A 24,638-nucleotide genomic window follows, 5' to 3' on the forward strand; every position below is an offset into this window, starting at 1 on the left:
TCCAAAATTGATTGACCAATGACTAAGGACAAAAACCATGCTACAAGACAAAGAATTAGAAATCCAGATGCAGTTTCTGGAAGAAGCAACGGATTACTTAAATACCTTAGAAGGGGTATTGCTGGAAATCGATACTAGTAACCGCATCGATTTAGATAAAATCAATGCTGCACTCCGGGCCACTCATTCTATTAAAGGTGGCGCGGGGATGATGGGATTTAAATCGCTCAGTGATTTATCTCACCGTCTGGAAGATTCCTTTAAAGTTTTAAAAACTAAAAAAAATTCTTTAGAAATTGATACTCAGTTGCAAAGTTTATTGCTATCTGGAGTTGACTGGCTGCGTCAAATTGTCGAATTGCTTGCAGAAGGGAATGTTGTCGAAGATCAGTGGTTAGCAACTTTTTGTTATCCCATCTTCGATGAGTTGCACGATCGCTTGGGCGACCCCACCCCAGAAGATGCCTCAACTATGCTATCCCCAGAGGATGGGCAAGACGTTGTTCCTTTGCTATTTGCCACAGAAGTAGAAGAGTGTTTGCAGCGTCTAGAATCTATATTGGCAGATAGCCAACAAGCCGGATTGCATGAAGAAATTACGATTCTGGCAGCTGAATTAGGTGGTTTGGGAGAAATGCTCCAGTTGCCAGCTTTTAGCAAGCTTTGTGAGTCGGTAACGCAGCACTTGGAAACTGTTAGTAGCGAACGCATTCCCGAAATTGCCCAGTTAGCATTGCAAGCATGGCGGCGATCGCAAGCTTTGGTGCTGACGAATCAGCTAGATAGCTTGCCTACAGAAATTGACTTGGGTAGTTCTACACAATCCCAGCCACTATTAGCAGCAGAAGTAATACCACAGCTTCTCCCCACAGATGTCCTTGACACAGAAGTAGTGTCAACAGCTGTTTGGCAAGCAGAGATAACTCCAGAAACTTGGGTTAAAGATGAAGCAATCGCAGCCAATTTTACATTTGTAGATGCAGAATTTGCCGACGATGTAAATGCTGTCAATGTAACTGAACACAATACAATATTTGCTAAAGAAGAGAATCCTCCCGATGCCAAATTTAGCGAAGGCAAAGGAGAGCCAGTTGCCGTTGGTAAAGAACGAGAAATTCATGAAAATAGCGTCCGAGTCCCTAGCAAGCAGCTAGAGCAAATTAATGACTTATTTGGCGAACTGATTGTTCAGCGAAATGGCTTAAACTCGCAATTAGAAAGATTACGCAAACTAGTTCGCAACCTCAACCATAGAGTCCAAATTCTCGACCGCGAAAACCAGGAATTACGTATAGTTTCTGACAAAATTTCCACTCAAGCTACCATGTCGAATGGGGCGCATCTGCAAGCTGAAAATGGTCATCAAGTAGAAGGTACAAACACACAATTTGATGCCTTAGAAATGGATCGCTATAACGAATTAAACCTGCGATCGCAGGAAGTTATGGAAACCATTGTTCAGGTACAGGAAGTTACGACAGATGTGCAACTCAGTGTAGATGATACAGACCATATTGCTCGTAAACTAAACAAAACATCAAAACAGTTACAGACAAAGTTAAATCACATCCGAATGCGGCCGCTGTCCGATTTAATCGAACGTTTTCCCAGAGCTTTACGCGATTTGAATGTCGAGTATGGCAAAAATGTTCAGTTAAAAATTGAAGGTGGCAACACTTTAATTGAACGCAGCATTTTAGAAGCTTTAAATGAACCTTTAATGCACCTATTAAGGAACGCTTTCGATCATGGTATCGAAGACTCTGCCACGCGTCGCCTTTTGGGTAAACCAGAACAAGGATTAATTGAAATTACAGCTACTCACCGCAGTAATCGCACTCTCATTACTATCCGTGATGATGGTTGGGGCATTTCTCTGGAGAAAATTCGCACCCGCGCCTTAGCTATGGGATTAGATGCTTCTCTACTTGCTAATGCTAGCGATGAAGAACTGTTATCACTAATTTTTGAGCCAGGTTTTACTACCTCCGAACAAGTTACAGCATTATCTGGCCGTGGTGTTGGTATGGATGTGGTTCGCAACAACCTCAAACTAATTCGAGGAGATGTGAAAGTTGATACAGAACCAGGAGTTGGTACTACCTTCACTTTATCATTACCCTTTACACTTTCCGTTGCGCGAGTTCTGCTGGTAGAAATCAATAAAATTCTATTAGCATTTCCCACAGATGTCATTTCAGAAATATCTTTACTCCAAGACGATCGAGTTTTTGAAATGGCTGGTAGCGAAGTTTTAAATTGGCAAGGAACCATGCTGCCACTGATTCGCTTAACTCGTTATTTAGAGTTTAATTGCCTACGCTACGATAGCGCAGAGTTAGAAATTCCGGCAGCCATTAGTACTAACAGCGTGTTAGTAGTCAAAGGCAATAATCAGCCAGTCGCAATCCAAATAGATCGTTGCTGGGGCGAACAAGAAGTTGCGATTCGCCAAGTCGAGGGAAATATACCTTTACCTGAAGGCTTCAGCAACTGCACAATTCTCGGTGATGGTCGAGTTGTGCCACTAGTTAATGTTAATGAGTTGCTGTATTGGATTGCTACAAATAAAAAGACACCGAGAGGAACTCAATTACCATCAGCAAGGTTAAAAACACCGTTCCTGATATTTGATGAAGAGAAAATATCAGCAGCATCTATTAAGCAAAAAGGTACAATTTTAATCGTCGATGATTCGATTAATGTACGCCGCTTTTTAGCCCTGACCCTTGAAAAAGGAGGGTATCAAGTAGAGCAAGCTAAAGATGGTCAAGATGCCTTAGAAAAACTCCATAGTGGATTGAAGGTTGAGGCAGTAATTTGTGATATTGAAATGCCTCGCCTTGATGGTTATGGGTTTTTAGGTAAGGTAAATTCAGACGTTGATACAAAAAATATTCCAGTTGCGATGCTGACTTCTCGTAGTAGCAATAAGCATCGGCAACTAGCTATGCAATTGGGAGCGCGGGCTTATTTTTCTAAACCTTATAATGAGCAAGAGTTATTGCAAACCCTGGAGGAAATAATTCATCCTGTCGCAGAAAAGGCAGAGTCTAATTAACTTATTTGTGGTGAATTTATGGTAACTGTAACATTGACGGCTGTTGCTACTGCGATCGCAACTACGCTTTGGACTAAAGCACAAGAGAAAATCGGCGAAAACCTTGGTGATGCTACATGGACGCTAGGTGGTAAGTTAATCGGATTACTCCACCAGAAGAATAAATCGCCATTACTCACCAATGCTGTAGAGGGAAGTGAACCGCAGCGTTTAGATTATGGTCAAGCAGTGCTGGAACTCAAAGCAGCAGCAGACGCAGACCCAGAAATTGCTCAAGCTGTTGTAGAAGTAGAAACAGCAGTCAACAACGACCAGTCTGAGACTGCTAAGGAAATTAAAAAATTAGTAGAACAAATCAACTCGCACCCCTCAGTTGTCAACAATGCAAAGTTAGCAAATGAGATTAAGAATCTCTTCCAAGGCAATCAATTTAATGCTCCAGTCACGTTTAGCTGACTACAGTCGTCTCCACGGGAGGATGGGACAAAGTTAACTCCCGATGAATGGCGTGAAATCTGCCGTGAAATGCTGGCAGGACGGCGAAAGCTGACTACAAATCCTCTGACGTTAAATCAAGAGGTCGCTCTGCAAGTTGATGATGTTTACGTACCACTAGGATTAGTTGAGCGCAAAAAACAATCCAAGCGTCAGGGTGATGCTTCTCCAGAACAGGGTTCAGAACTGTACAAGGAAACAGAAATCACCAAAATATTTGAGCATGATGCTTTTCTTGAAGAAGTTCTCAAACAGAAGAACACGCCTAAAAGTCAAGGTAAGCGGATTGCCATCATTGGCGAACCAGGAGCAGGAAAAACAACACTATTACAGCAGATTGCTGATTGGGTATCTCGTGAGATTGATCAGTCGATTGTCATTTGGGTATCATTAGCAGATTTACGGGAGAAGGAACTAAAATCTTATCTGTTCGAGAATTGGTTAACTCAGGTGGCTGAGAAAACAGGTAAAGCTGAAGTCACTAGGCAACTGAAGGATGATTTTGTTGCTCTGTTTAATCAAAATAAGGTATGGCTGCTGCTAGATGGGTTAGATGAAATGTCCGCATCTTCAGGTAATTCTCTCGCAGAAATTGCCCGACAATTCCGTGAAGAAAGGTTAATTTCTCAAGTGCGAATTGTGCTGACCTGTCGGGTTAATCTGTGGGATGGCAGTATTAATGCACTTGATGATTTTGATACTTATCGCAGTTTAGATTTTTCTTATCCAGAACAAGTAGAGAGATTTATTCACAAATGGTTCACTGCCATTCCCAAAACAGGAAAGCAGTTATGTACTGCCCTGAAAGAGTCAGGTAAGGAACGGATTCAAGATTTAGTGAAAAATCCTCTGCGGTTGACGCTGCTGTGCTTGAATTGGCAATCAGGAGATGGCAAATTACCGGATACTCAAGCGGGACTCTATCAGCAATTTGTTGATGATTTCTACAAGTGGAAAAAAGAGGAAATTTCTACAAACTATAATCAGCGTCAGCAACTCAATGTCAAATTGGGGGAATTAGCTAAAGAAGCAATAGATAAAGAAGCAACCCGTTTTCGCTTGCGGGAGGATTTTGTTAGCCAGTTTTTAGGGAATGCTGATGATGAAAATTCGCTGTTGAAATTGGCACTAAATCGCGGCTGGCTGAACTGTGTAGGGATAGATACAAATAGAAAACCTGTTTACGCTTTCTTTCATGCCTCATTTCAAGAGTACTTTGCTGCTAAAGCAATTGATGACTGGCATTTCTTTCTCAACCACGTTCCTAAAAATCCCAGTCAAGGAACTTATCGCATCTTTGAACCGCAATGGAAGCAAACAATATTACTTTGGTTAGGGCGACCAGAAGAAAACCTCAAACAGCAAAAGCAACAGTTTATCGATGCTTTAGTAAACTTTAAAGATGGATGTGGTAAGTGGAATAGAGTAAATGTGCATAAAGGATTTTATGAATATCGCGCTTATTTTTTAGCAGCCGCAGGAATTGCCGAGTTTAGGTGCTATTCTAAAACTGATGAAATAGTAGCGCAAATTATTAAGTATGGGTTTGGTTATTTCAATACCAAAGAACAGGAGTGGCACACATTTGATAAACAGATAGAAGAAAAGGCTAAGGCTGTACTTGTAGAGACGGATTGCAAAAAAGCGATCGCGGCATTAGAGGAATTAATCAATAATTCTCAAGATGAAGCAATTCGTGAGCAAGCGGCTTATAGCTTAGGAGAAATCGACAAAGATAATTCTACAGCTATCGCTGTATTAGTGGATTTAATCAATAATTCTCAAGATGAAGTAATTTGTGAGCAAGCCATATTTAGTTTAGGAGCAATAGCCAAAGATAATACTACAGCCATCACTATATTACTGGGATTAATAAGTACTTCTAAGGATGAATATATTCCTGGATTAGCAGCATCTAGCTTAGTTAAAATAGCCCAAGATAATACTATAGCAATTTCTACATTAGAGAATTTAATAGATACTTCTGAAAATGAATATACCCGTTTTTTAGCAACATCTATTTTAGGTAAAATAACCAAAGAAAATCACAACGCTATTACTCTGCTAGAGGAGTTAATTTGTACTTCTCAAGATGAATATACCCGCTTTTTAGCAGCATCTAGTTTAGGAGAAATAGATAAAAGTAATTTTACACCAATTGCCGCATTAATACAATTAATCATTGCTTTTGCAGATGAATATATTCCCTTAAATGCGGCATCTAGCTTAGAGAAAATAGCGAACTATAATCCTAAAGCTATTACTGCATTAGAGCAGTTAATTCTTACTTCTCAAGATGAAGATATCCGTAGTCTAGCAGCATCTAGCTTAGAGAATATAACCAAACATAATCTTCCCATAGCTATTACTGTATTAGAGATATTACTTCTTACTTCTCAAGATGAAGATATCCGTAAGCTAGCGGCATCTAGCTTAGGGGAAACTTTAACAGAATATGAGAAGATGACGGCAGTAGTCAGCGCTTTAAAGAAGTACTTATCAGATGAAATTTATGAAAATCACTTTGAGCAATGGAAAGATTGCTATCAGGTAATTTGGCACTGCACCCAAACTATGACTTATCCAGCCTTTTATCAAGCTTGGCATCAGCATAATTTTGTTGCTCGTGCGATGCGGAGCTTAAAGAAAATCCTCTTTACAAGAATTTAAGTACTTTTGCGGCAGCGACGTTACAAATAAAGTTGCCGTGATAACAACAGCTTGTCCACTTGTTACTAAGACAGAAGCCGTTGTTAGGAATAAAGTTGTTGTCGTCACCACAACTTGTGCGATCGTTCACAACACAAGTTGTTTGATTCAGAATGCTTATCCGTTGTTACAGAATGCTTGTCCGTTCGTTCACAACACAAGTTGTTTCGTCCAGAATGCTTATCCGTTGTTACAGAATGCTTGTCCGTTCGTTCACAACACAAGTTGTTTCGTCCAGAATGCTTGTCCGTTGTTACAGAAAACTTATGCGTTCGTCCAGAACACAAGTTGTTTCGTCCAGAATGCTTGTGTTTTTGTGACAAAACTTATGTCTTCGTTCACAACGCTTAAACAAAACTTATCAATTAAGTTGTTTCGTTAAGAACGCTTATCTATTTGTGACAACGCTTATGCGATCGTTAACAAAGCTTAAATAAAACTTATCAATTAAGTTGTTTCGTTACCAGACCTTATCTATTTGTGGCAAACGCTTATGCGATCGTTACCACAGCTTAAGCAAAACTTATATATACAAGTCCTATACTATTAACAGCACAACTCAGATTCACGACAATGAAAGCAATTGCAGTCAAAGGAACCGTGAACGAATGGGGTCAAATTTCTTTAGACAAGCCGTTGACTATAGCAAAACACAGCCGCGTCCGAGTCATTGTCTTAATCACGGAAGAGAATGAAGAGGATGATGAACTTGTTGAGTCTGCCTGTGAAAGTTTTTGTCAAGGTTGGTACGATGCGATGACCGGAAATACTATACCTATATCTCAACTGTGGGAAGGTATTGATGCAGAGTGAACCACCTTTGATTCAAGTCGAAGCCACTGCTAAATTTAAACATAATCTGCGTATTTTAGCGAAAAAGTACTGAAATATTAGTAATCATATTCAACCTAAAATCTAAAGACAGAAAATGCTAAGATTCCAATCAAATATGGCATTTGCACAGCTATGACAACCACGCTGCACAAATCAATTTCATTAGGAGAATTCCTCAAACTGCCAGAAACAGAACCGGCTAGTGAATTTATCGATGGTCGTATCTACCAGAAACCAATGCCACAAGGCAAACATTCCCGGCTACAACTAAAACTTTGTAACGCAATTAGCCAAATTGCTGAAGAACAAGAAATTGCTTTGGCTTTTCCAGAATTACGCTGTACCTTTGGTGGACGTTCGATTGTACCAGACGTGAGTGTATTTGCTTGGGAACGGATTCCTTTTGATGCCAACGGGGAAATTGAAAATACCTTTGGTATTTATCCTGATTGGACAATTGAAATTCTTTCACCAGAACAGAATACAACCAAGGTAATTATAAATATTCTTCACTGTCTAAAACACGGTACTCGATTGGGATGGTTGATCGATCCAGATGAACGCTTAGTATTAGTATTTTTGCCAGGACAGCAACCTATAGAGATGACTGGAGATGAAGTATTGCCTGTACCTGATTTTTTACAACTTAATTTAACAGTTACGCAGGTTTTTGCATGGTTAAAACCAACAAAAATTAATTCATAAAGATGATTAATATTCAGGTAAAAGATGTAAGACTAATATCCCAGATTTTTTTAATTTTGAAAAATTAATTCGAGGAGTTTTAGGTGACAAAAAACAATAGAAAAAAGGCTGTTGCTCAAGCTATTTCTACAGCCATTGCTCTGGGTTGGGTGATAATGCAAGTGGAATCAGCACAAGCTGCTACTTTGACGGTTAACAATCTTGCTGACAGTGGCGTTGGCTCATTGCGAGATACGATCAACATTGCAGCTAGCAATGACGTGGTAGAGTTCTTACTGGGAAGTGATCCTAGTACAATTACCCTGACAAGTGGGGTACTTGCCATCGCTAAAAATCTCACTATTAATGGCCCAAGTGCTAACTTACTTACCATCAGTAGCAATAATCACTTCCCCGTGTTAGACATTAACGCTGCGAATGTTACCCTTTCTGGGCTTGCGATCGCTGGTAATATCAACGCTTACAATTCTAGTAATCTAACGTTTACCAATAGCACCATCAGCGGCGACAATGTGAATATAGATAGTAACCTAACACTTATCAATAGCACTATCAACAGCGAGCGTTTGGCCATCAATGGTGGACTAACGGGAATCGATGATAGTAATGTAACGGCTCTCGATAGCATCACCATCGGCGGCAATTTAACTGCCTCTAGCGGCAACTTAACTATCTCTACTGGTAGCCTCTATATTAAGGGTGGTAGCAATAATTCAGAAGCAGCAGGTAGTTTAACTATTACAGCCGACGATAGCGTTGTTGTGACTGGTAGTCAGGTAACGATTCCCATTAGCACCAGCGGCAATTCTGGGCAAATTAACGCTGGTAGCAATAATTCAGGAGCAGCAGGCAACATAAGTATTACAATTCCTAACCTGATTTTGAGAAGAGTACCCGAACCAAGGGCGATCGCTGCTGGTAATATTAATTCAGGATCAGCAGGCAACATAACTATCAACTCTGGTACTTTGATATTGAACCCTGGTGCTATTATATCGAAACCAGTACCCGAACCAAGTGCGATCGCTGGTACTATACTTGCTGGTAGTCTGGCTTGGCTAGTGAAGAGAAAGCAAGTAGTATTTCGCAAGGCGAAGGTATAATTAGTTATTAAAATAAATTTGTAAAAGGAATAGTTTAAATAATTAGCCCGCACAGACGGGCTAATTATTTTATGGGCAATTAGTCGGACATAATATCAATTACCTGAAACTAAAATAATTCCAGGAACCTTTATTAAGCCTCGACTTTTACACCCTTCCAGAAAGCCACATAACCTTCAATATTCTTAGCCTTCTCCTTGGCGCTGGGATAATACCAAGCAGCATCTTTATTGGTTTGTCCCTCAACGTCGATACTGTAGTAACTGGCAACACCTTTCCAAGGACAAGTAGTGTGGGTGTTACTTTCAGTAAAGTACTGCTTGTTAATGGTGTCCACAGGGAAATAATGGTTGCCCTCCACAACTACAGTATTATCACTCTCGGCTAAAACAACTCCATTCCAAATTGCTTTCGGCATAAATGACTTTGTAAATAAACTATACATATAACATTTTTACACTATCAGCTTATTTGTAGTGAATTTATGGAACCCGTGACGCTGCCAAAATAGTTCAGAAGTCATGAAGAGGCAATGAGTTACAGGATTTCCCTCTAGATATTAATTACAATCACTTTTATTTATCAATTTGAACATTAAAAGCATTTGCTTCCATCATAAAGATTTTCTAACATATTGGTATGGAAAGTTTATTAGCCAAAACAAAGTTATATTTCGATTGTTCGCCTTGAGCAAAAAATATCTAAATATGTAAGCGATGCCTGCGGTGAGCTATGCTAAAGCACCTTCTAGAAATGCTTGTCAGCTAAGGATTTTATTTAGCATATATTTGCATCTTTGAAACTCTGACTAAACCTTGTCTCGATGTTCAATTTCTCCAGTTTGGGTGAATTTGACTAACCCGTTTGGGTAATTAACAAATCAATCCATCAGATGAACTGATCGCAAAAGGTTGAGATTAGTAAATCGGTGGAATCTATTACTAGAGAATACTGATTGCAATTGCATTTTGTTCTAATTAAGGATAACTCGATGAAATTCACAAATTCGCTAAATTCTGCACATATTATTGCTTGGATTAACTCTATGCCTAAAATCACTTGCTTTCATCAAGCCAAGAATCACAATAGTCCATCAATAAACACAGCCGTCATCTCTGAAACTTCTCCTAGCTATTCCACGGATACCAATTATCTCAAACCCTTTGATACTGCTTTTATTGCCTATTACATGATGGGTTTTGGTAATTTTGAATGAACTAAGTTACTTCTATGCTTTTGAGATGTAGCTTAGATGATTTTATTAATTACAGTTTTGTTTCCAAAATACTCCATTCTTACCCTGTACTATTTTTCTTAAAAGCTTAGTTTTCAAGCTGTTAGGTAATTGTCTAACTCAAATTTGCGAGTAATAAATGAACAAACATAATGACCTAATCAATAATGACCTAATCATAAGAGCTTGAAATTGCTAAAAAAGAAGACTCTATTAATTAAAAACACTAATTAATCTCTCCCAAGGATAAAATGATGAAATTTACAACTTTGCTCAATTCTGCACTTATCATTGCTTCTATGGCTTTTATGCCTGGAATTGCTGGCGCTCAAACAGTTAATAATAACAATGGTGGTGGACAAATAAATACAGATGTCAACTCTAATACTTTACGTAAAAATCCTACAGATACTAAATATCTGCAACCCTTTAATATTGCCTTTCTAGCTTATCAAGGTTATTTAAAAGAGCAGGGTATTCCCAGTGGGGGCAATTTGTTATTCAAATACCAAACCGGATACTTGACTGCGAAAGATGTGGTTCAGGCTGCTATCAGGGCTAATAAGTTACCAGCGGAAGTTTTGAATGATCGAGGTTACGTCAACGCAGTCGAGTTACAGATGAGATCATTTGGCGACATTAATGATTCACAATAGACAATTTAGGAGTGCTGGAATCAATCTCCACATCTTTCTATAACTTTAGACGCGATAAATCGCCGTCTCTACAATAATCAGACGCGATAAATCGCCGTCTCTACAATAATCAGTCTTTCATCTTGACGGCGATTTATCGCGTCTCTGCGATCTAGAATTTTCATCACAAAACCTTAATCAAACCGTATTGGAACCACTCCAGCGATTTTGTTTGCAGCCATTGGTCGAGTTATCCGGCTTTTGAGTTGATTAGGTTTGAAAGAAAGTCGCACACAGCGTTAGAATAACTGAAAATATGAGGAGAATCAAAGTTTGTGGTAAATATATCCCACATCCCCAAATTACCCATACCACCGTCTCTTTTGGGGTCAGAAGTTGGTTCTTTTACTGAGTATACAGTTACTCAACGAATGCCTGCGATCGCTCGCAAAGTTATCGCTGAAAATAATTTCTCGTCTGAAATTAATACCAGCTTAGAAAATCTGGCTACAGAATTGCCAGCAGGATATGTGCAACCTCTTTTAAATAAGACTGCTGTAGATTTTTCAGCCTGGAATACATATTTAGAATTATACAAAGGTCAGCGTTGGCTAGATGTTCCTTGGTTTTTTGCCGAAACTTATTTTTTTCGGTTGATTCTAGAAATTACCAATTATTTTCGCCCTGGTGTATCGCAAGGTGTCGATCCATTTGAGTTACAAAAGTCTCAAAGTTTGGAAGCATCTCTAGATTCGATTATTCTACTGTGCGATCGGGCTAACAATTGGTTAAATAATTCACGACTGAAGGGAGAATCAAATCAAAGAGCTTTAATCGCACTGTTATATTTTGCTTTGTGGGGAAATCGAGTTGACTTGAGTTTATGGTCAGCATCCGAGAGCGATCGCAGTCGTTTTGATATTCAAACCCAACTAGCTCACATCCTAGTAAATGATGCCTCCCAAGTCACGGAATTGTTAACTAACTCTCAAGGGGGACGGATTGATTTTGTTGTAGACAATGCTGGTTTTGAACTTGTTTGTGATTTATGTTTAGTAGATTTTTTATTAAGTAGCGGACTGGCCGATCGGGTTTACCTACATTTAAAGCCACATCCGACTTTTGTATCTGATGCCATGATAAAGGATGTACATTACACAACAAGTTTTTTAGCCGCTACTGGAAATCAACAACTTACATCCTTTACCCAAAGACTCCAAGACAATATTGCATCAGGGCATTTAGTACTATCTGAAGATTACTTTTGGACATCGCCTTTAGCCTTTTGGGAAATACCCAACTACCTCAAAAATGAGTTAGCCAATGCGAGTTTGGTTATAGTCAAAGGAGATGCTAATTATCGCCGATTATTAGGCGATCGCCACTGGGATTTTACCACCAACATTGCAGATATAGTCTGCTACCTACCCGTGCCAATGGTAGCTCTACGCACCCTCAAGTCAGAAGTAGCAGTTGGTTTGAAACCAGAAGTTATTGAGAAAGTAGCAAAATCTGACTCTTCTTGGTTGACAAATGGACAGTGGGGTGTAATTCAGTTGGTGCTTTAGACAATTTTTGAAAAATCGAGATAATTTGTAAAACAAGTATACGTATCTTCACTACTTATAGCGTCGTCTACCCTACCCGTATCATTCCAAGCAGCTTAGGATAGACTAGAAGAACTTTCTAAGGAAAATGGTAGAAAAAATCACAGCTGTGTTTAATGGCAAAGTGTTCTATCCATCTGAACCGATCGCACTGCCAATCAATACCCGCGTGCGAATCAGTGTTGAAATTTTACCGCCAAGTGAGCATGAAACGGTATCATTTTTGCAAACGGCGCGATCGCTCAACCTCGAAGGGCCGCCTGACTGGTCTGCCAATATAGATAAATATTTGTACAGTAAATAAACTTTTCATGCATTCTGAAGTCTTTCTTGATACATCATTTGCCATTGCCTTATCTGCACCGAGCGATCGCTTGCATGACCGAGCCTTACATCTGGCTAAAATGTTACAAGCAGCAGAAACTCGTTTGGTGACAACACAGGCGGTGATGTTGGAAATTGGCAATGCCTTATCCCAACAACCTTATCGTCAGGCGGCAATCATATTATTAAATTCTCTAGTAGCAGACTCGAAAGTAGAAATTGTCCCCCTTTCCCAGGAACTTTACGAACGTGCTTTCGAGCTATATCGCGAACGAACAGAGAAAGAATGGGGATTTGTCGATTGCATATCTTTTATTGTCATGCAATATAGCGGAATTACTGAAGCACTGACTGCTGATGAGCATTTTCAACAAGCAGGCTTTCGAGCATTACTGCGAGAAAATTTGCCGTAAGGATTTGGTATTGGGCATGAGACATTAGACTTCTTGCATGAATCCTTGCCCTCACCCAAGCTTGGGAGAGGGACTTTGAAATTGTCTCCCCTTCTCCCAATATTGGGAGAAGGGGTTGGGGGATGTAGCTTGCTTCCCGCAGGGTGGGCTAGTTTTGCATTCGTGCAAGAAGTCTATTAGCAAATGACAAATGACTAATGACAAATGACTAATGACTAATGAAAATTAAATGTTTCGTTACAATCGGTGTGTGCGTTAGGCATTCAAGAGTTATCAGCCATGAAATTGATTTCCGATCCACCGATTCCTGTGAAAATTCAAAAAATGAAGGAACGGGTGCGGTGGATGCATCCAAGTTTTGTGCAACGGGGAATTGACCAAACCAGTCTAGTTATTGACGATCGCAGGCAAGATAATCCAGAATTTTCCTTTATGGTTATCGGCGATTCTGGCACTAAATCCCATTCTCGACACCACCCCCAACGAAAAGTTGCCGAACTGATGCTGACTCACCGCGATGATTGCAGCTTTGTGTTGCACACTGGCGATGTCATCTATGTGGTGGGTTCCCAAGAATATTACTCAACAAACTTTATTGAGCCTTACCGCGAGTTTCTTGTCGGTGGTGACAACCCGAAAAGCATTCCTTATGACCGCATGGTGTTTAATCTGCCGTTCTTACCAGTACTTGGTAATCATGATTACTACGATGTGCCGTTGATGTACCGTTTATTTACTGGCACAACATCGTCACTACGTCGCCTGTTTCGCTACAAAGATATCGAGATTGGCTGGCATGGATCGTATCAAGGTAATGCTTATGCACGAGCATTTATGGACTATACCCAGGCGATATCTCCACAAGAGTTAGAACGTCATTTAGATCGGCACTACACTGCAAAGACCGACAAAGGGCGTTGTTTGCGTTACGAACCTGGACAGTTTACTCGTTTACCCAATCGCTATTACACCTTTCGTTACGGCGGGATTGACTTTTTTGCACTGGATTCTAATACCTTTAATACACCATCACCTTTACCTGCAACCAAAGAAGGGGAAATTTACCGTCGGGAATTACAAAAGCGTCGCCAGGAAATAGATCGAGAAGAATTGGAGATTTTGGGAATATGCGATCGCCTCAACCCAGATAAACCCACCGAAGCAGAACAACTTGATGACCTCAGTGCCAAATTAGACCAAATAGACGAAATCAAAATCGACATTGAAAAACAACTAGCATCTCATCAAATGCCTGCGATCGACTTTGAACAACTTGAATGGTTGCGAAGCAGACTAATCGAATCTTGGAATACCTCCGAAGTGCGCGGACGTGTAATCTTTTTCCACCATCCTCCCTACGTCACAGAGGCCACCAAATGGAATCAAGCACAAACCTTGGCGGTTCGTCACCGTTTGCGCTGGGTGTTTGAACAAGTAGCAGAAACTCTTGGTTCTCTAATTAAAGAACGTCCCATAGTCGATTTGATTTTAAACGGTCACGCTCACTGTTTAGAGCATCTTTGCACAACTGACACCGGATTTGCAGACTCGCACATAAACTGTATTATCTCTGGTGGGGGCGGTCATCGTCCCCGCTATCAACGGCGAGAAGGGACTGAATTGATGGAAACTTTTGCTGAGGTTGCAGGTAAACCCACTCGGAAAGTTGCAGATTCAACGCTATTTGTGGGCCGTCATAACTACAATTTCCAGAACCGACTGCCTTATTCATGTGTGCGGATTGATGTTCTGGATGGTAGCCCGCCCAAGTTTATCATCAGACCGTTGATTACTGAACGGTTTGAACAAGAGTGGCATAACACGGAACTTGAACCTTTTGCGATCTAAACGGGATGCGAAGTAATTGAACTACACCATTCCCCATCTGACTTGAAAATCAAATCTCAGGTGATTTCCGACAAAGAAAATACCTGTCTTGGCGAGTTTCGACAACTCTTGGAGACGCTACGCATAGCTTGCTTCCCCGCAGGGGTACGCTCAACTCTCGATCTATCAGTTGGTTGAGCGAAGTCGAAACCAACGGCATCGGTATATTTATTCTTGTAAATTACCTCAGTGCTGCTGGGTTGCTTTGAGTGATTCTGTTGGTGTTTTACCAAATGCACCTTTGCATTCAGACAAAAGCTAGGTATATCCTAATCTTAAATAGAGTTTTGATAATTCAAATTATGGCAGGACATAGTAAATGGGCAAATATTAAGCGCCAGAAAGCGGTAGTAGATGCAAAAAAGGGAAAAACCTTTACTCAGTTATCCAGGGCAATTATCGTTGCGGCTAGAAGCGGCGTGCCAGATCCGGCGCTGAATTTTCAACTTCGCACAGCAGTTGACAAGGCAAAGGCTGCGAGTATTCCCAATGATAATATTGAACGAGCGATCGCTAAAGGTGCAGGCACTTTTGGCGGCGATAGTGCTACTTTTGAAGCGATTCGCTACGAAGGTTATGGCCCTGGTGGTGTAGCAATTTTAATCGAAGCCCTCACAGATAATCGCAATCGCACTGCTGCTGACTTGCGTGTAGCTTTTAGTAAAAATGGTGGCAATCTTGGTGAAACAGGTTGCGTTAGCTGGATGTTTGAACAAAAAGGCGTTTGTGTAGTGGAGGGTGTGCTTGACGAAGAACAGCTTTTAGAAGCATCCCTCGAAGGTGGTGCCCAGTCTTATGAAATGACTGAAAATGAGATGGCTGAGGTTTTTACTGATATTGGAAATTTAGAAACCCTTAGCCAGACACTCAAAAATCAAGGCTTTAAGGTAACTGATGCCGAATTGCGCTGGATTCCTAGTAATAGTGTAGAAGTTACCGATCCCGATCAGACGCGATCGCTATTCAAGTTAATTGATACTTTAGAAGGCTTGGATGACGTGCAAAATGTCACAGCTAACTTTGAAATATCAGAAGAATTGATGTCTATCACCATTTCCTAATCAAAATTAACCCAAGTATCATAGCCAAATTACAGTTATTTGGATGATGTCCAAATTGTTACATTGAAGATTGAAATGCCAGCAAGTATTTTTTAGCTAAGTATTCCATGTAAGTCCATACGATTCAATTAAGCTTTTTTGATGAAAATTCTAGATTGTAGAGACGGCAATTCATCGCGTCTCTTGCCTTAACCGAGTAAATCCTATATTTGACGAATGTAAAAATAGACATGAAAGATTCATCTCAATTACAAACTTATGACATACGTCTATTGGATAGTTAAATTGTTGATTACCTGATGAGGATTTTCAAGTGAATAAGTTCGCTAAAGCTTTACTTTTGGCTCTAATTTTTGCTGCACCTGTAACCGCTTTTGCATCTCAAACTCAAGCTAAAACTATCCGTCATACAAGCGTAAAATCTGCTAAAGTTCATCATACTAAACATCACAGACATCATGCTAAAAAACTAGTTCATAAACACTTATAAATAGTTACTATTAGTCGTAAAAGTTTCTAGTAGCTCTGTAATCAAGTTTAGCGTTGGTTTCTCTGAAAAGATAACTGTATTAACCCCGCTGGAATCCCTACCAATCAGCGGGATTTTTTAATTAATATCATGTCCGCATAATTAGTTATGCTAACCACAGTCATTGCACCCCACCCCTTAATCCCCTCCCCGCGAGCGGGGAGGGGAGACAAAGCTACGCTTTGGCGGGGGTGGGGTTCTTCGGGTTTAATAAGGAATCAAGCGGACATGATATAACTTGCTCAAGGGTACGCTCGTATAAAAATCAAAGTTCAAAGCGATCGCAAAATATTTAGAGTCAAAGATATTTAGAGTCAAAGTTTTGCATAAAAAAGACTCAAGCATTCCTGCCTGAGCCTTTTCTAAATTCAATTAAGCTTAGTAGCGGTTGTTGCTACGGTTGTAGCCGCCGCCACCACCACGGTTCCCACCGAAGGAACCACCACTTCTGTCTTCTTTGGGCTTGGCTTTATTTACCTTGAGGTCACGCCCAAGCCATTCAGCACCATCAAGAGCTTCAATAGCTTTTGTTTCTTCATCTTCTGAACCCATTTCCACGAAAGCAAAGCCGCGTAAACGACCTGTTTCACGGTCAGTGGGTAGTTGAACACGCTTTACAGCACCATATTCTGCAAATACAGCACTTAGCGCATCTTGTGTAACATCATAGGAGAGGTTACCAACGTAAATTGACATCAAATGTCTCCAAAATCATAAGTTTGTAGAGATTTAGATTTCGGAGAGAAGTCTGTAATACCAAAAGGAAAAAGCCTGTCAATACTAAAAACAAACACTGTCGCCGAATTAATTCTCATTTCACTTCCCATAATGACATAGGAAGCAAATTTCTGGGTAAAAGTTTGAAAAACTGTTATAAAAAGTTATATAAGCGGTTAATAGCTAGATGCTGGCTAGTCTCAAAACGGGTGAGGCTCTAGTGAACCGCACCCACGAGATCAACTAATCCACTCTCTTTTCTAAATATTGACCAATCATCAACTGCTCACCGGCACGGGAGATAATGGTTTGTCTGGTGCGGTATTTGCTGCCAATTAGCTTTAACTCTTCTTCAAAGACCGAACCGTTGTACTCAGTTCGCAAACACATTGTTTTAGGATTGGAGAAATAATACTGAGCGGTGACTGGTTTGGATATGGCAAAACCGCGATCGCGATACAAAATATTTCCTAAAGCTCCAAATAATGTTGAGCCTTGCGACTCTTTCCTGTCCTTCAGCACATCCATACTTTCCCATGTAACTGCTGCGCCACAGATCAAACTACCTGTATCAGGCAAATCGTGCATCTGAGCTAGGTTTTGCAATTCATCACAGCCCTGCTTGAGAAAATTGATCGTAACTATGCTCTCCATCTCCTTAGTTTCTCCCTTGGGTAGGGTGTAGTAGCGCCGTTGCGATCGCCACTTACCCACCGATTCCTGGAAAAATTCCGAAATCTGGGCTTCATCAGCAGTTTGGACAATTTTTAACAATGATGTCACTTGTTACTTTCCTGACTAATATTGATGGCTGTAATATATATCGCCCTTTTCTTGGCTGTATATGCGATGTCTACGACGGGCTACGCCTACGCTCGATCGAAATATTACAGCGTTAGAAAAAGCAACTTATGTTTACTATTCTTAATATATTTGATCGTCCGTAAAAATTACTAAGTATTTTGCTATATTAAATTTGGTTATTTCAGCCATAAGTATAACTACTTAATACTGCCCATTTTAGAAGTAGGGGTGTGAAAGTCCCGTATCTTCAGTAAACGCAAGTCTTCTACTAAGGGCAGATTGCAAGAAATTTAAAAATATTTATACTGGGTTAAGAATTGCATTGGAAGCTAAAAAGCTGCTAACTCAATGTAATGAGTTAAAGTGGTGAGAATTTTTTTTGAATAGAAAGTAATTTTTGATACAAAATTCTGCAAGAAGATAGCCAATTGACTCTCGCCGCTTTTCACTATTTATAATGTCTCAAAATTACTTGGTAATGCACGGCTGTTTAACCCAAAAAGCTCCCCAAATACGAGAAAAATAAATGATTTTGGACAGAAATAAGCCGCACGAGCAGGCGAAAATCTCACCTTTGGCAGCCGCTAACCAGGTAATTAATACCCAGTTAAATTCAGTTATGAAAACTGATGTGGCTGTTGCAGATACAAAGAGTAGCGTTGACACAAAGGTGTCTTCCCCTTTTCCATCCATATTATTGATTCCCTGTTTGCTGGGCATCGGACTGCTGACAGCGAATTGTGGAGCGCTACCCAAGGAAGAACCGGCTGATGCCCAATCTCAGAGTCCTGGTAGTGGACAACGTGGTGGTAGTGCAACTGCTGTAGATGTGGCGATCGCTCGAACTGATACGCTGCAAACACAACCAGAATACACAGGTAATACAACACCCTTCCGAATTGTGTCAGTGCGATCGCAAGTAGAAGCTCGGTTGTTGGCTTTGAACCTTGATGTGGGCGATGCAGTAAAGCTTGGGCAAAACGTCGGGCGGTTAGATGATGCTATACTTTCGACCGAATTAAAGCAAGCAGAAGCAGAGCTAGCAGCCCTCAAATCAGAAGTAGCTAGGGCAACCAATCAGGTAAGCAATGCCCGTGCAGACGTTGAACGAGCGCGCCTAGAAGTGGTACAAGCTCAGGCAGACTCAGAACGCCAACAAAATCTATTCAAAGCTGGAGCGATCGCTGAACAAACTGCCCAGCAAGCACGTACCCAGGCAAAAACATCCGCCCAGGCTCTGCGGGCAGCCCAAGAACAAGTTCGGACAGAACAGCAAGCCGTCGCTGCCGCCCAAGGTAGAGTACTTGCCCAACAAGCATTAGTTGCCCAAACCAAAGAGCGCAGGTCTTACGCTCGGCTGACATCCCCCATCACTGGTATAGTCACAGAAAAGGTGACAGAACCAGGCAACCTACTGCAAGCAGGTAGCGAAGTTTTGAAAATTGGCGACTTTAACCGTGTCAAAGTCGTCGTCCAAGTTTCCGAATTAGAACTAGCACAAATTCAGGTTGGACAGTCTGTACAAGTCCGCTTAGATGCCTTCCCCAAAGAAGCATTAATTGGCAGAGTTACGCGCATTTCCCCAGCTGCCGATGCCACAGCTCGGTTGATACCTGTAGAAGTAGTGATTCCTAACACTCAAGGGAAGATTGGCAGTGGACTGCTGGCGCGAGTCAATTTTCAAACCCAGACTCAACAGCGCGTAGTAGTGCCGCAAACAGCGATTCAAAAACAAGCAGGGGCAGCAAAGGGAGCAGAAAAAGAGCAAGAAAACCCATCGGGGACGCTATTTGTCGTGAAAGACACAGAAGGCAAGACGAAAGTAGCGACACGTGCAGTTACTTTAGGAAAAAGGGCTGATGGCAGAGTGGAAATTTTATCCGGTTTGCAAGCAGGAGAGCGCTACGTTGTTCGGAGTGGTAAGCCGTTAAAAGAAGGTGACACTGTGAGTCTTTCAATTCTTTCAGAAAAGCAATAGTAGGGTGAGCAATAACCACCATCCCAAAGAAAAAAGTACTCAGTAGTCAGCACTTATCACTTAGTATCATGCAACAAGCAAACAATAATAATGGCAATGGCGGATTTAGCCTTAGTGCGATCGCTATCCGCCAACACATTGGCACACTCATGCTCACCGTGGCAGTAATTGTCATTGGGGTATTTTTTCTCACAACGATCCAAGTCGATCTCCTACCGTCAATTACCTATCCCCGAATTGGGGTTCGGCTAGAAGCCCCTGGTATTTCACCAGAAGTAGCAGTAGATGAAATCACCAGACCCTTAGAAGAAGCTTTAAGGGCAACCGAGAATGTAGTGCAAGTTTTTTCTCGCACCCGTGAAGGACAAGTCAGCCTCGATTTATACTTCCAACCAGGGGGCGATATTGACCAAGCCCTAAACGATGCTACTGCTGCTTTTAACCGAGGTCGAGGACAACTACCAGATACGATAGAGGAGCCGCGCCTATTCAAAGTCGATCCTTCTCAATTGCCGGTTTATGAATTGGCGCTGACATCTGCCTCGTTACAAGGGAAAGATTTACGCGTATTTGCTGATGAAGAGTTAACGCGTGAACTCAGTGTAGTACCAGGAGTCGCTTCTGTTGACGTATCCGGCGGTGCAGAAGAAGAAGTACGGGTACTTGTTGACTTAAACCGATTGCAAGCTTTGGGTGTCGGGTTAAATGATGTCTTAAATGAATTAACAGCCCGTAACCAAGATACTTCTGGTGGTCGGATTCTGGGGCAAAATTCCGAGCCATTAACTCGGACTGTCGGACGTTTCCAAAATGCCAAGGAAATTGAAAACCTTTCCTTGGAAGTTTCCTCTTCTTCTCCTGCTAGTGCTAATACCACTAATAGCAGTAATACTACTACCACTCCCACTACTACACCTACACGCCGCGTTTATTTGCGAGACTTTGCAGAGGTAATTGACGATACAGAAGAACAACGAGTATTTGTTTACCTCAACCGTCAGCCTGCGGTAAAATTTTCAATTCAAAAGCAGCCTGAAGCGAACACAATCAATGTTGTAGATGCTGTAAAGCGGCGAATTGAACAATTACGACAATCGGGTTTAATTCCAGCAGACATGACTTTGAGTCCGACCACAGATGAATCTGTCTTCATCCGCAACTCTTTAAATGATGTCATCTTTTCAGGGATTTCTGGGGCATTGCTAGCAGCAGCAGCAGTATTATTATTTTTGGGATCGTTCAGGCAAACATTTATTATCAGTTTGACGATTCCGCTGTGTACTCTGGCAGCGATCGCTTTAATGAGAATATTTGGTTTAACCTTGAATGTTTTTAGTTTGGCAGGTCTGACACTAGGAGTCGGTCAAGCAATTGATACATCGGTTGTGATCTTGGAGAACATTTCCGAAAAAACAGGCATGACTCCCAATCAGAGAGAGATGGAGGCAGGGGAGCAGGGGAGCAGCACTTCTCTACGAGACGCTGCGCGAACGGCTACGCTCAGTGACCGAGGAGCAGAGAATAAGGGGAGAAATTCTAAATTCTTTATTGACAGTGCGATCGCAGCTTCCCAAGAAGTAGAATCTGCTTTAATTGCTGCTACAGGTGCCAACTTAGTTTCTGTAGTGCCATTTCTCTTAATTGGCGGCTTTATTGCACTGCTATTTAATGAACTGATTCTGACAATTAGCTTCGCAGTTGCAGCATCCCTTGTTGTCGCCATCACAGTAGTACCGATGCTGTCTTCTCGACTCTTGGGAATCCGCTGGTCTAGTCGAATTAGCGAATTTTGGCTGCTTAGACAGTTTAATCACCGATTTGAAGATGCTACACGGGGATACGGTAACTTCTTAACCAGAGTTTTACGCTATCGGCTTCTTGTAGTTACTGCTGCTTTGCTAATTTTAGGCGGCAGCAGTTTCTTTATGTTTGGTCAAATTCCCCAAGAAATTTTACCCCGGATCAGTACCGGTCAAGCTAACTTAAGAGCGCAGTTTCCTCCCGGTACACCTTTAGCAACTTCTGAAAAAGTTATGCAAATTGTCGATGACATTTTGCTCAAACAACCAGAAACCGAGTCTGCTTTTACAACTGTGGGTGGTTCTTTGTTTGGTAGCAATACTACAGAGAATCCTTTACGTGCCAGTAGCACCATCAATCTAAAACCAGGCACAGATGTCGAAGCCTTCGTCAAAAAAGTAACTCAGGAATTTAACAAACTCAACTTAGCAGGAATTCTGTTGCGCCTCAATCCTGGTCAGGTACGGGGTTTAATCTTGAGTAATTCTCCGGTGCAAGGGTCAGAAGTTGACGTGATTCTGCAAGGTGAGAATGAACAAAACTTAACGCAAGCAGGCGCACAAGTGCTGCAAGCATTGCAAGAAAGAGCAAAATTAGCGACATTCCGACCAGATGCCGACCCCCGACAACCGGAAATCCAAATTCGCCCCGACTGGGAACGGGTTTCGGCTTTAGGGTTGAGCGCTCAACAAATTGGTGCAACAGTTCAAACAGCAATTGAAGGTTCAGTTCCGACGCAAATTCAACGCGGTAATCGTTTAGTTGATGTGCGGGTGCAGCTAAATAAAGAAGCGATTCAGCGTCCTTCGCAGCTAGAGCAATTACCGCTATTTACAGAAAACAATCAACTAATCCGCCTTTCAGATGTTGCAAACATTCAAGAAGGTCAAGCGCCTGGTGAGGTGCAACGGATTAATCAGCGCCAAGCTTTTATTGTCGCAGGAAATCTCAGCGAAGGAGCTAGTCTTGGTGAAGCGATCGCAGAAGTAAACGAGGTACTTCAGGATGTAGACTTACCTGATGGCGTTTCAATTGTGCCTAGTTCTGCCCAAGAAACTAATCAGCAACTTCAGGATGCTTTAAAAACTTTGGGAGCGTTGGCAACGTTCTTAATTTTTGTAGTCATGGCGGTGCAATACAATTCGCTAATCGACCCATTGGTAATTATGTTCACCGTACCACTGGCATTAGCTGGAGGAATTTTTGGACTTTATATTACCCAAACTGCAATTGGCGCAACTGTAATTGTTGGCGTTGTGCTGCTGGTGGGAATTGTGGTGAATGCAGGGATTCTCATGGTGGAACTAGCAAACCAAATTCGGGATGAAGAAGGTTGTAGTCGCCAAATTGCCATCATGAAAGCTGCTCCTCAACGCTTGCGCCCAATTATCATGACCACAGTCACCACTATCTTGGGACTGTTTCCTTTGGCATTGGGCATCGGCGAAGGTTCGGAGTTTTTGCAGCCATTAGGGATTGTAGTTTTCTTTGGGATGGCGATCGCAACAATGCTGACACTATTTATCATCCCTTGTTTTTATATTCTGCTGCACGATTTGCTTGGTGGAAATTGGGCAAAGCCAGTGTTAACCCGATTGCGTGGATTTACGAAAAAATTTATTTAAATCCCCGATCGGGATTAACGCAAAACAGTGTATACAGTTTATCGAATTACCAAAAACAAAAACCTCACCCTGTCCTGACCGAGACAATTTTAGATTTTAGATTTTGGATTTTGGATTAAAATCAAACATCGTGAATCTAAAAAAGGTTTCAAGCCCCCGACAACAGCCGGAGTGAGAATCAAGCAATTTCATTATTCAAGCGTCATGCATTCATGCATGGGGTTAATCCAAAAGACGCTCCTGCGTCGCTATCGTAAATCCAAACATCGTAAATCGAGTGACGGACATCCCTCTCCTTAGTAAGGAGAGGGACAGGTTTTGCGTAGCAGAACCAGCGTGAGGTTTCTTATTCGCTTTAAAGTAAAGCGGCGTTGCATCTCGTTAACTAGCTGATGTCTGGTCTATAATCTTCTTAAATCTCTCAATCACATCCTTTTGGATCAACTTGAAATCTGAATTTTCTATTTTATTTTCAGCTTTGTCTGTGCCATCAACATTGAATTTGCCGTAATAAACCCCTACAGGAAAATACAATGGACTGCCATTCAAACCTTTTTTAAGGAAAAGAATGTATTTCGCATTCTTTCTTGTTTGTGCTTTTTGTGCTTGAAAGCTTATGCTGATCCGCCCCGCCACAATAACTGACGTACCCGCAGTTTTACCAATGGTTGCCAAAATTTGTGCTTTGCATGAGTCTTGGGATTCTGCCAAGTATGGTTTTCTACCGCATCCAGAACAGCGTTATGAACAATGGTTGACACGTTTAGCAAATAGCGAGCGCAGTGTATTTCTAGTATCCGAAAATGAAGGGCAAATTGTAGGGTTTCTTATAGCAACAATTGAGCAAGAAATACCAATTTATCGGTTACAGGAATTTGCTTTTATTCATGATATCTGGGTTGAGCCAGAATATCGCCAAAAGGGGATTGCGCGGCAGATGGTGATGCTGAGTGTTGAACGCTTTCATCAGATGGGCATCAAGCAAATTCGTCTAGATACAGCAATTGCTAACGAGGCTTCACGGCGGTTATTTGCATCTTGTGGTTTTCGCTTCAGCATTATTGAAATGCTGATTGAATTGAGTCATTAGTCATTAGTTATGAGCAAATGACTAATG

24 protein-coding genes are annotated in these 24,638 nt (G+C 41.4%); 19 read left to right on the forward strand and 5 right to left on the reverse strand.

Going from position 1 to position 24,638, the window contains the following annotated elements; all coding sequences use genetic code 11:
- The first annotated feature begins 37 nt into the window (after window positions 1–37).
- The 7 genes from CDG76_RS11055 to CDG76_RS11085 all read left to right on the forward strand — a co-directional run bounded on the left by CDG76_RS11055 (window position 38) and on the right by CDG76_RS11085 (window position 8,907).
- Window positions 38–3,061: a hybrid sensor histidine kinase/response regulator gene (locus CDG76_RS11055; protein ID WP_094349068.1), complete on the forward strand. Its 3,024-nt coding sequence runs from the start codon at window positions 38–40 to the stop codon at window positions 3,059–3,061.
- 18 nt (window positions 3,062–3,079) lie between these two features.
- Window positions 3,080–3,517, forward strand: coding sequence for a hypothetical protein (locus CDG76_RS11060; RefSeq protein WP_094349069.1), 438 nt, complete (start codon window positions 3,080–3,082; stop codon window positions 3,515–3,517).
- Window positions 3,518–3,586: 69 nt separating this feature from the next.
- Window positions 3,587–6,226 carry an NACHT domain-containing protein gene (locus CDG76_RS11065; protein ID WP_094349070.1) on the forward strand — a complete coding sequence of 880 codons (2,640 nt, stop codon included), beginning with the start codon at window positions 3,587–3,589 and terminating at the stop codon, window positions 6,224–6,226.
- Window positions 6,227–6,364: 138 nt separating this feature from the next.
- The gene (locus CDG76_RS36060; protein ID WP_190240821.1) at window positions 6,365–6,616 is read left to right on the forward strand and encodes a hypothetical protein; all 252 of its coding nucleotides are present in this window, start codon (window positions 6,365–6,367) and stop codon (window positions 6,614–6,616) included.
- A gap of 222 nt (window positions 6,617–6,838) precedes the next feature.
- Complete coding sequence (locus CDG76_RS11070) at window positions 6,839–7,078, forward strand: type II toxin-antitoxin system RelN family antitoxin (RefSeq protein ID WP_094349071.1); 240 nt, start codon at window positions 6,839–6,841, stop codon at window positions 7,076–7,078.
- Between the two features lie 153 nt (window positions 7,079–7,231).
- Entirely contained in the window at window positions 7,232–7,804 is a 573-nt protein-coding gene (locus CDG76_RS11080; protein ID WP_094349072.1) for a Uma2 family endonuclease, read from the forward strand.
- A gap of 83 nt (window positions 7,805–7,887) precedes the next feature.
- Window positions 7,888–8,907 carry a PEP-CTERM sorting domain-containing protein gene (locus tag CDG76_RS11085; protein ID WP_094349073.1) on the forward strand — a complete coding sequence of 340 codons (1,020 nt, stop codon included), beginning with the start codon at window positions 7,888–7,890 and terminating at the stop codon, window positions 8,905–8,907.
- 133 nt (window positions 8,908–9,040) lie between these two features.
- On the opposite strand, the gene CDG76_RS11090 is transcribed toward CDG76_RS11085, so the two are convergent.
- Entirely contained in the window at window positions 9,041–9,325 is a 285-nt protein-coding gene (locus CDG76_RS11090; RefSeq protein WP_094349400.1) for a DUF427 domain-containing protein, read from the reverse strand.
- A 573-nt stretch (window positions 9,326–9,898) separates the two neighbouring features.
- Between CDG76_RS11090 and CDG76_RS11095 the strand changes: the two genes are divergently transcribed.
- From CDG76_RS11095 to CDG76_RS11120, 6 genes are all read left to right on the forward strand, one after another.
- Window positions 9,899–10,123, forward strand: a complete 225-nt coding sequence (locus tag CDG76_RS11095) for a hypothetical protein (protein ID WP_094349074.1) — start codon at window positions 9,899–9,901, stop codon at window positions 10,121–10,123.
- A 269-nt stretch (window positions 10,124–10,392) separates the two neighbouring features.
- A complete protein-coding gene (locus CDG76_RS11100) occupies window positions 10,393–10,797 on the forward strand; it encodes a hypothetical protein (protein WP_223265210.1) in 405 nt (134 codons plus the stop codon).
- A gap of 314 nt (window positions 10,798–11,111) precedes the next feature.
- Window positions 11,112–12,344, forward strand: a complete 1,233-nt coding sequence (locus tag CDG76_RS11105) for a damage-control phosphatase ARMT1 family protein (RefSeq protein WP_223265211.1) — start codon at window positions 11,112–11,114, stop codon at window positions 12,342–12,344.
- Window positions 12,345–12,471: 127 nt separating this feature from the next.
- Window positions 12,472–12,687 carry a hypothetical protein gene (locus CDG76_RS11110; protein WP_094349076.1) on the forward strand — a complete coding sequence of 72 codons (216 nt, stop codon included), beginning with the start codon at window positions 12,472–12,474 and terminating at the stop codon, window positions 12,685–12,687.
- Between the two features lie 7 nt (window positions 12,688–12,694).
- Window positions 12,695–13,120: a type II toxin-antitoxin system VapC family toxin gene (locus CDG76_RS11115; protein ID WP_094349077.1), complete on the forward strand. Its 426-nt coding sequence runs from the start codon at window positions 12,695–12,697 to the stop codon at window positions 13,118–13,120.
- Between the two features lie 279 nt (window positions 13,121–13,399).
- Entirely contained in the window at window positions 13,400–14,968 is a 1,569-nt protein-coding gene (locus CDG76_RS11120) for a metallophosphoesterase family protein (protein ID WP_094349078.1), read from the forward strand.
- Between the two features lie 56 nt (window positions 14,969–15,024).
- Here the strand turns inward: CDG76_RS11120 and CDG76_RS36065 are convergent, their stop codons facing one another.
- On the reverse strand, window positions 15,025–15,246 hold the full coding sequence (locus tag CDG76_RS36065) for a hypothetical protein (RefSeq protein ID WP_143854071.1): 222 nt from the start codon (window positions 15,244–15,246) through the stop codon (window positions 15,025–15,027).
- Between the two features lie 63 nt (window positions 15,247–15,309).
- Here CDG76_RS36065 and CDG76_RS11125 point away from each other — a divergent pair, with 63 nt between their 5' ends.
- The gene (locus CDG76_RS11125; protein ID WP_094349079.1) at window positions 15,310–16,068 is read left to right on the forward strand and encodes a YebC/PmpR family DNA-binding transcriptional regulator; all 759 of its coding nucleotides are present in this window, start codon (window positions 15,310–15,312) and stop codon (window positions 16,066–16,068) included.
- A gap of 313 nt (window positions 16,069–16,381) precedes the next feature.
- Window positions 16,382–16,558 (forward strand): hypothetical protein, encoded by a 177-nt coding sequence (locus CDG76_RS37250; protein ID WP_190240823.1) that lies wholly within the window; start codon window positions 16,382–16,384, stop codon window positions 16,556–16,558.
- Between the two features lie 417 nt (window positions 16,559–16,975).
- On the opposite strand, the gene CDG76_RS11130 is transcribed toward CDG76_RS37250, so the two are convergent.
- Window positions 16,976–17,293 carry an RNA recognition motif domain-containing protein gene (locus tag CDG76_RS11130; protein ID WP_094349080.1) on the reverse strand — a complete coding sequence of 106 codons (318 nt, stop codon included), beginning with the start codon at window positions 17,291–17,293 and terminating at the stop codon, window positions 16,976–16,978.
- Window positions 17,294–17,557: 264 nt separating this feature from the next.
- Entirely contained in the window at window positions 17,558–18,097 is a 540-nt protein-coding gene (locus CDG76_RS11135) for a phycobiliprotein lyase (protein ID WP_094349081.1), read from the reverse strand.
- On the opposite strand from CDG76_RS11135, the gene CDG76_RS39050 reads away from it, so the two are divergent.
- From CDG76_RS39050 to CDG76_RS11145, 3 genes are all read left to right on the forward strand, one after another.
- The gene (locus CDG76_RS39050; protein ID WP_262984320.1) at window positions 18,088–18,213 is read left to right on the forward strand and encodes a hypothetical protein; all 126 of its coding nucleotides are present in this window, start codon (window positions 18,088–18,090) and stop codon (window positions 18,211–18,213) included. The genes CDG76_RS11135 and CDG76_RS39050 overlap by 10 nt on opposite strands.
- Before the next feature lie 431 nt (window positions 18,214–18,644).
- Entirely contained in the window at window positions 18,645–20,096 is a 1,452-nt protein-coding gene (locus CDG76_RS11140) for an efflux RND transporter periplasmic adaptor subunit (RefSeq protein WP_094349082.1), read from the forward strand.
- 68 nt (window positions 20,097–20,164) lie between these two features.
- Complete coding sequence (locus CDG76_RS11145; protein ID WP_094349083.1) at window positions 20,165–23,521, forward strand: efflux RND transporter permease subunit; 3,357 nt, start codon at window positions 20,165–20,167, stop codon at window positions 23,519–23,521.
- A 381-nt stretch (window positions 23,522–23,902) separates the two neighbouring features.
- Here CDG76_RS11145 and CDG76_RS11150 read toward each other — a convergent pair whose 3' ends face one another.
- Complete coding sequence (locus CDG76_RS11150) at window positions 23,903–24,196, reverse strand: hypothetical protein (RefSeq protein ID WP_190240838.1); 294 nt, start codon at window positions 24,194–24,196, stop codon at window positions 23,903–23,905.
- Between CDG76_RS11150 and CDG76_RS11155 the strand changes: the two genes are divergently transcribed.
- Window positions 24,186–24,611, forward strand: a complete 426-nt coding sequence (locus tag CDG76_RS11155; RefSeq protein WP_262984321.1) for a GNAT family N-acetyltransferase — start codon at window positions 24,186–24,188, stop codon at window positions 24,609–24,611. The two genes, CDG76_RS11150 and CDG76_RS11155, sit on opposite strands and share 11 nt — an antisense overlap.
- The last annotated feature ends 27 nt before the right edge of the window (window positions 24,612–24,638 follow it).

The organism is Nostoc sp. 'Peltigera membranacea cyanobiont' 210A (assembly GCF_002246015.1).
In the GTDB taxonomy this organism is placed as follows: Bacteria; Cyanobacteriota; Cyanobacteriia; order Cyanobacteriales; family Nostocaceae; genus Nostoc.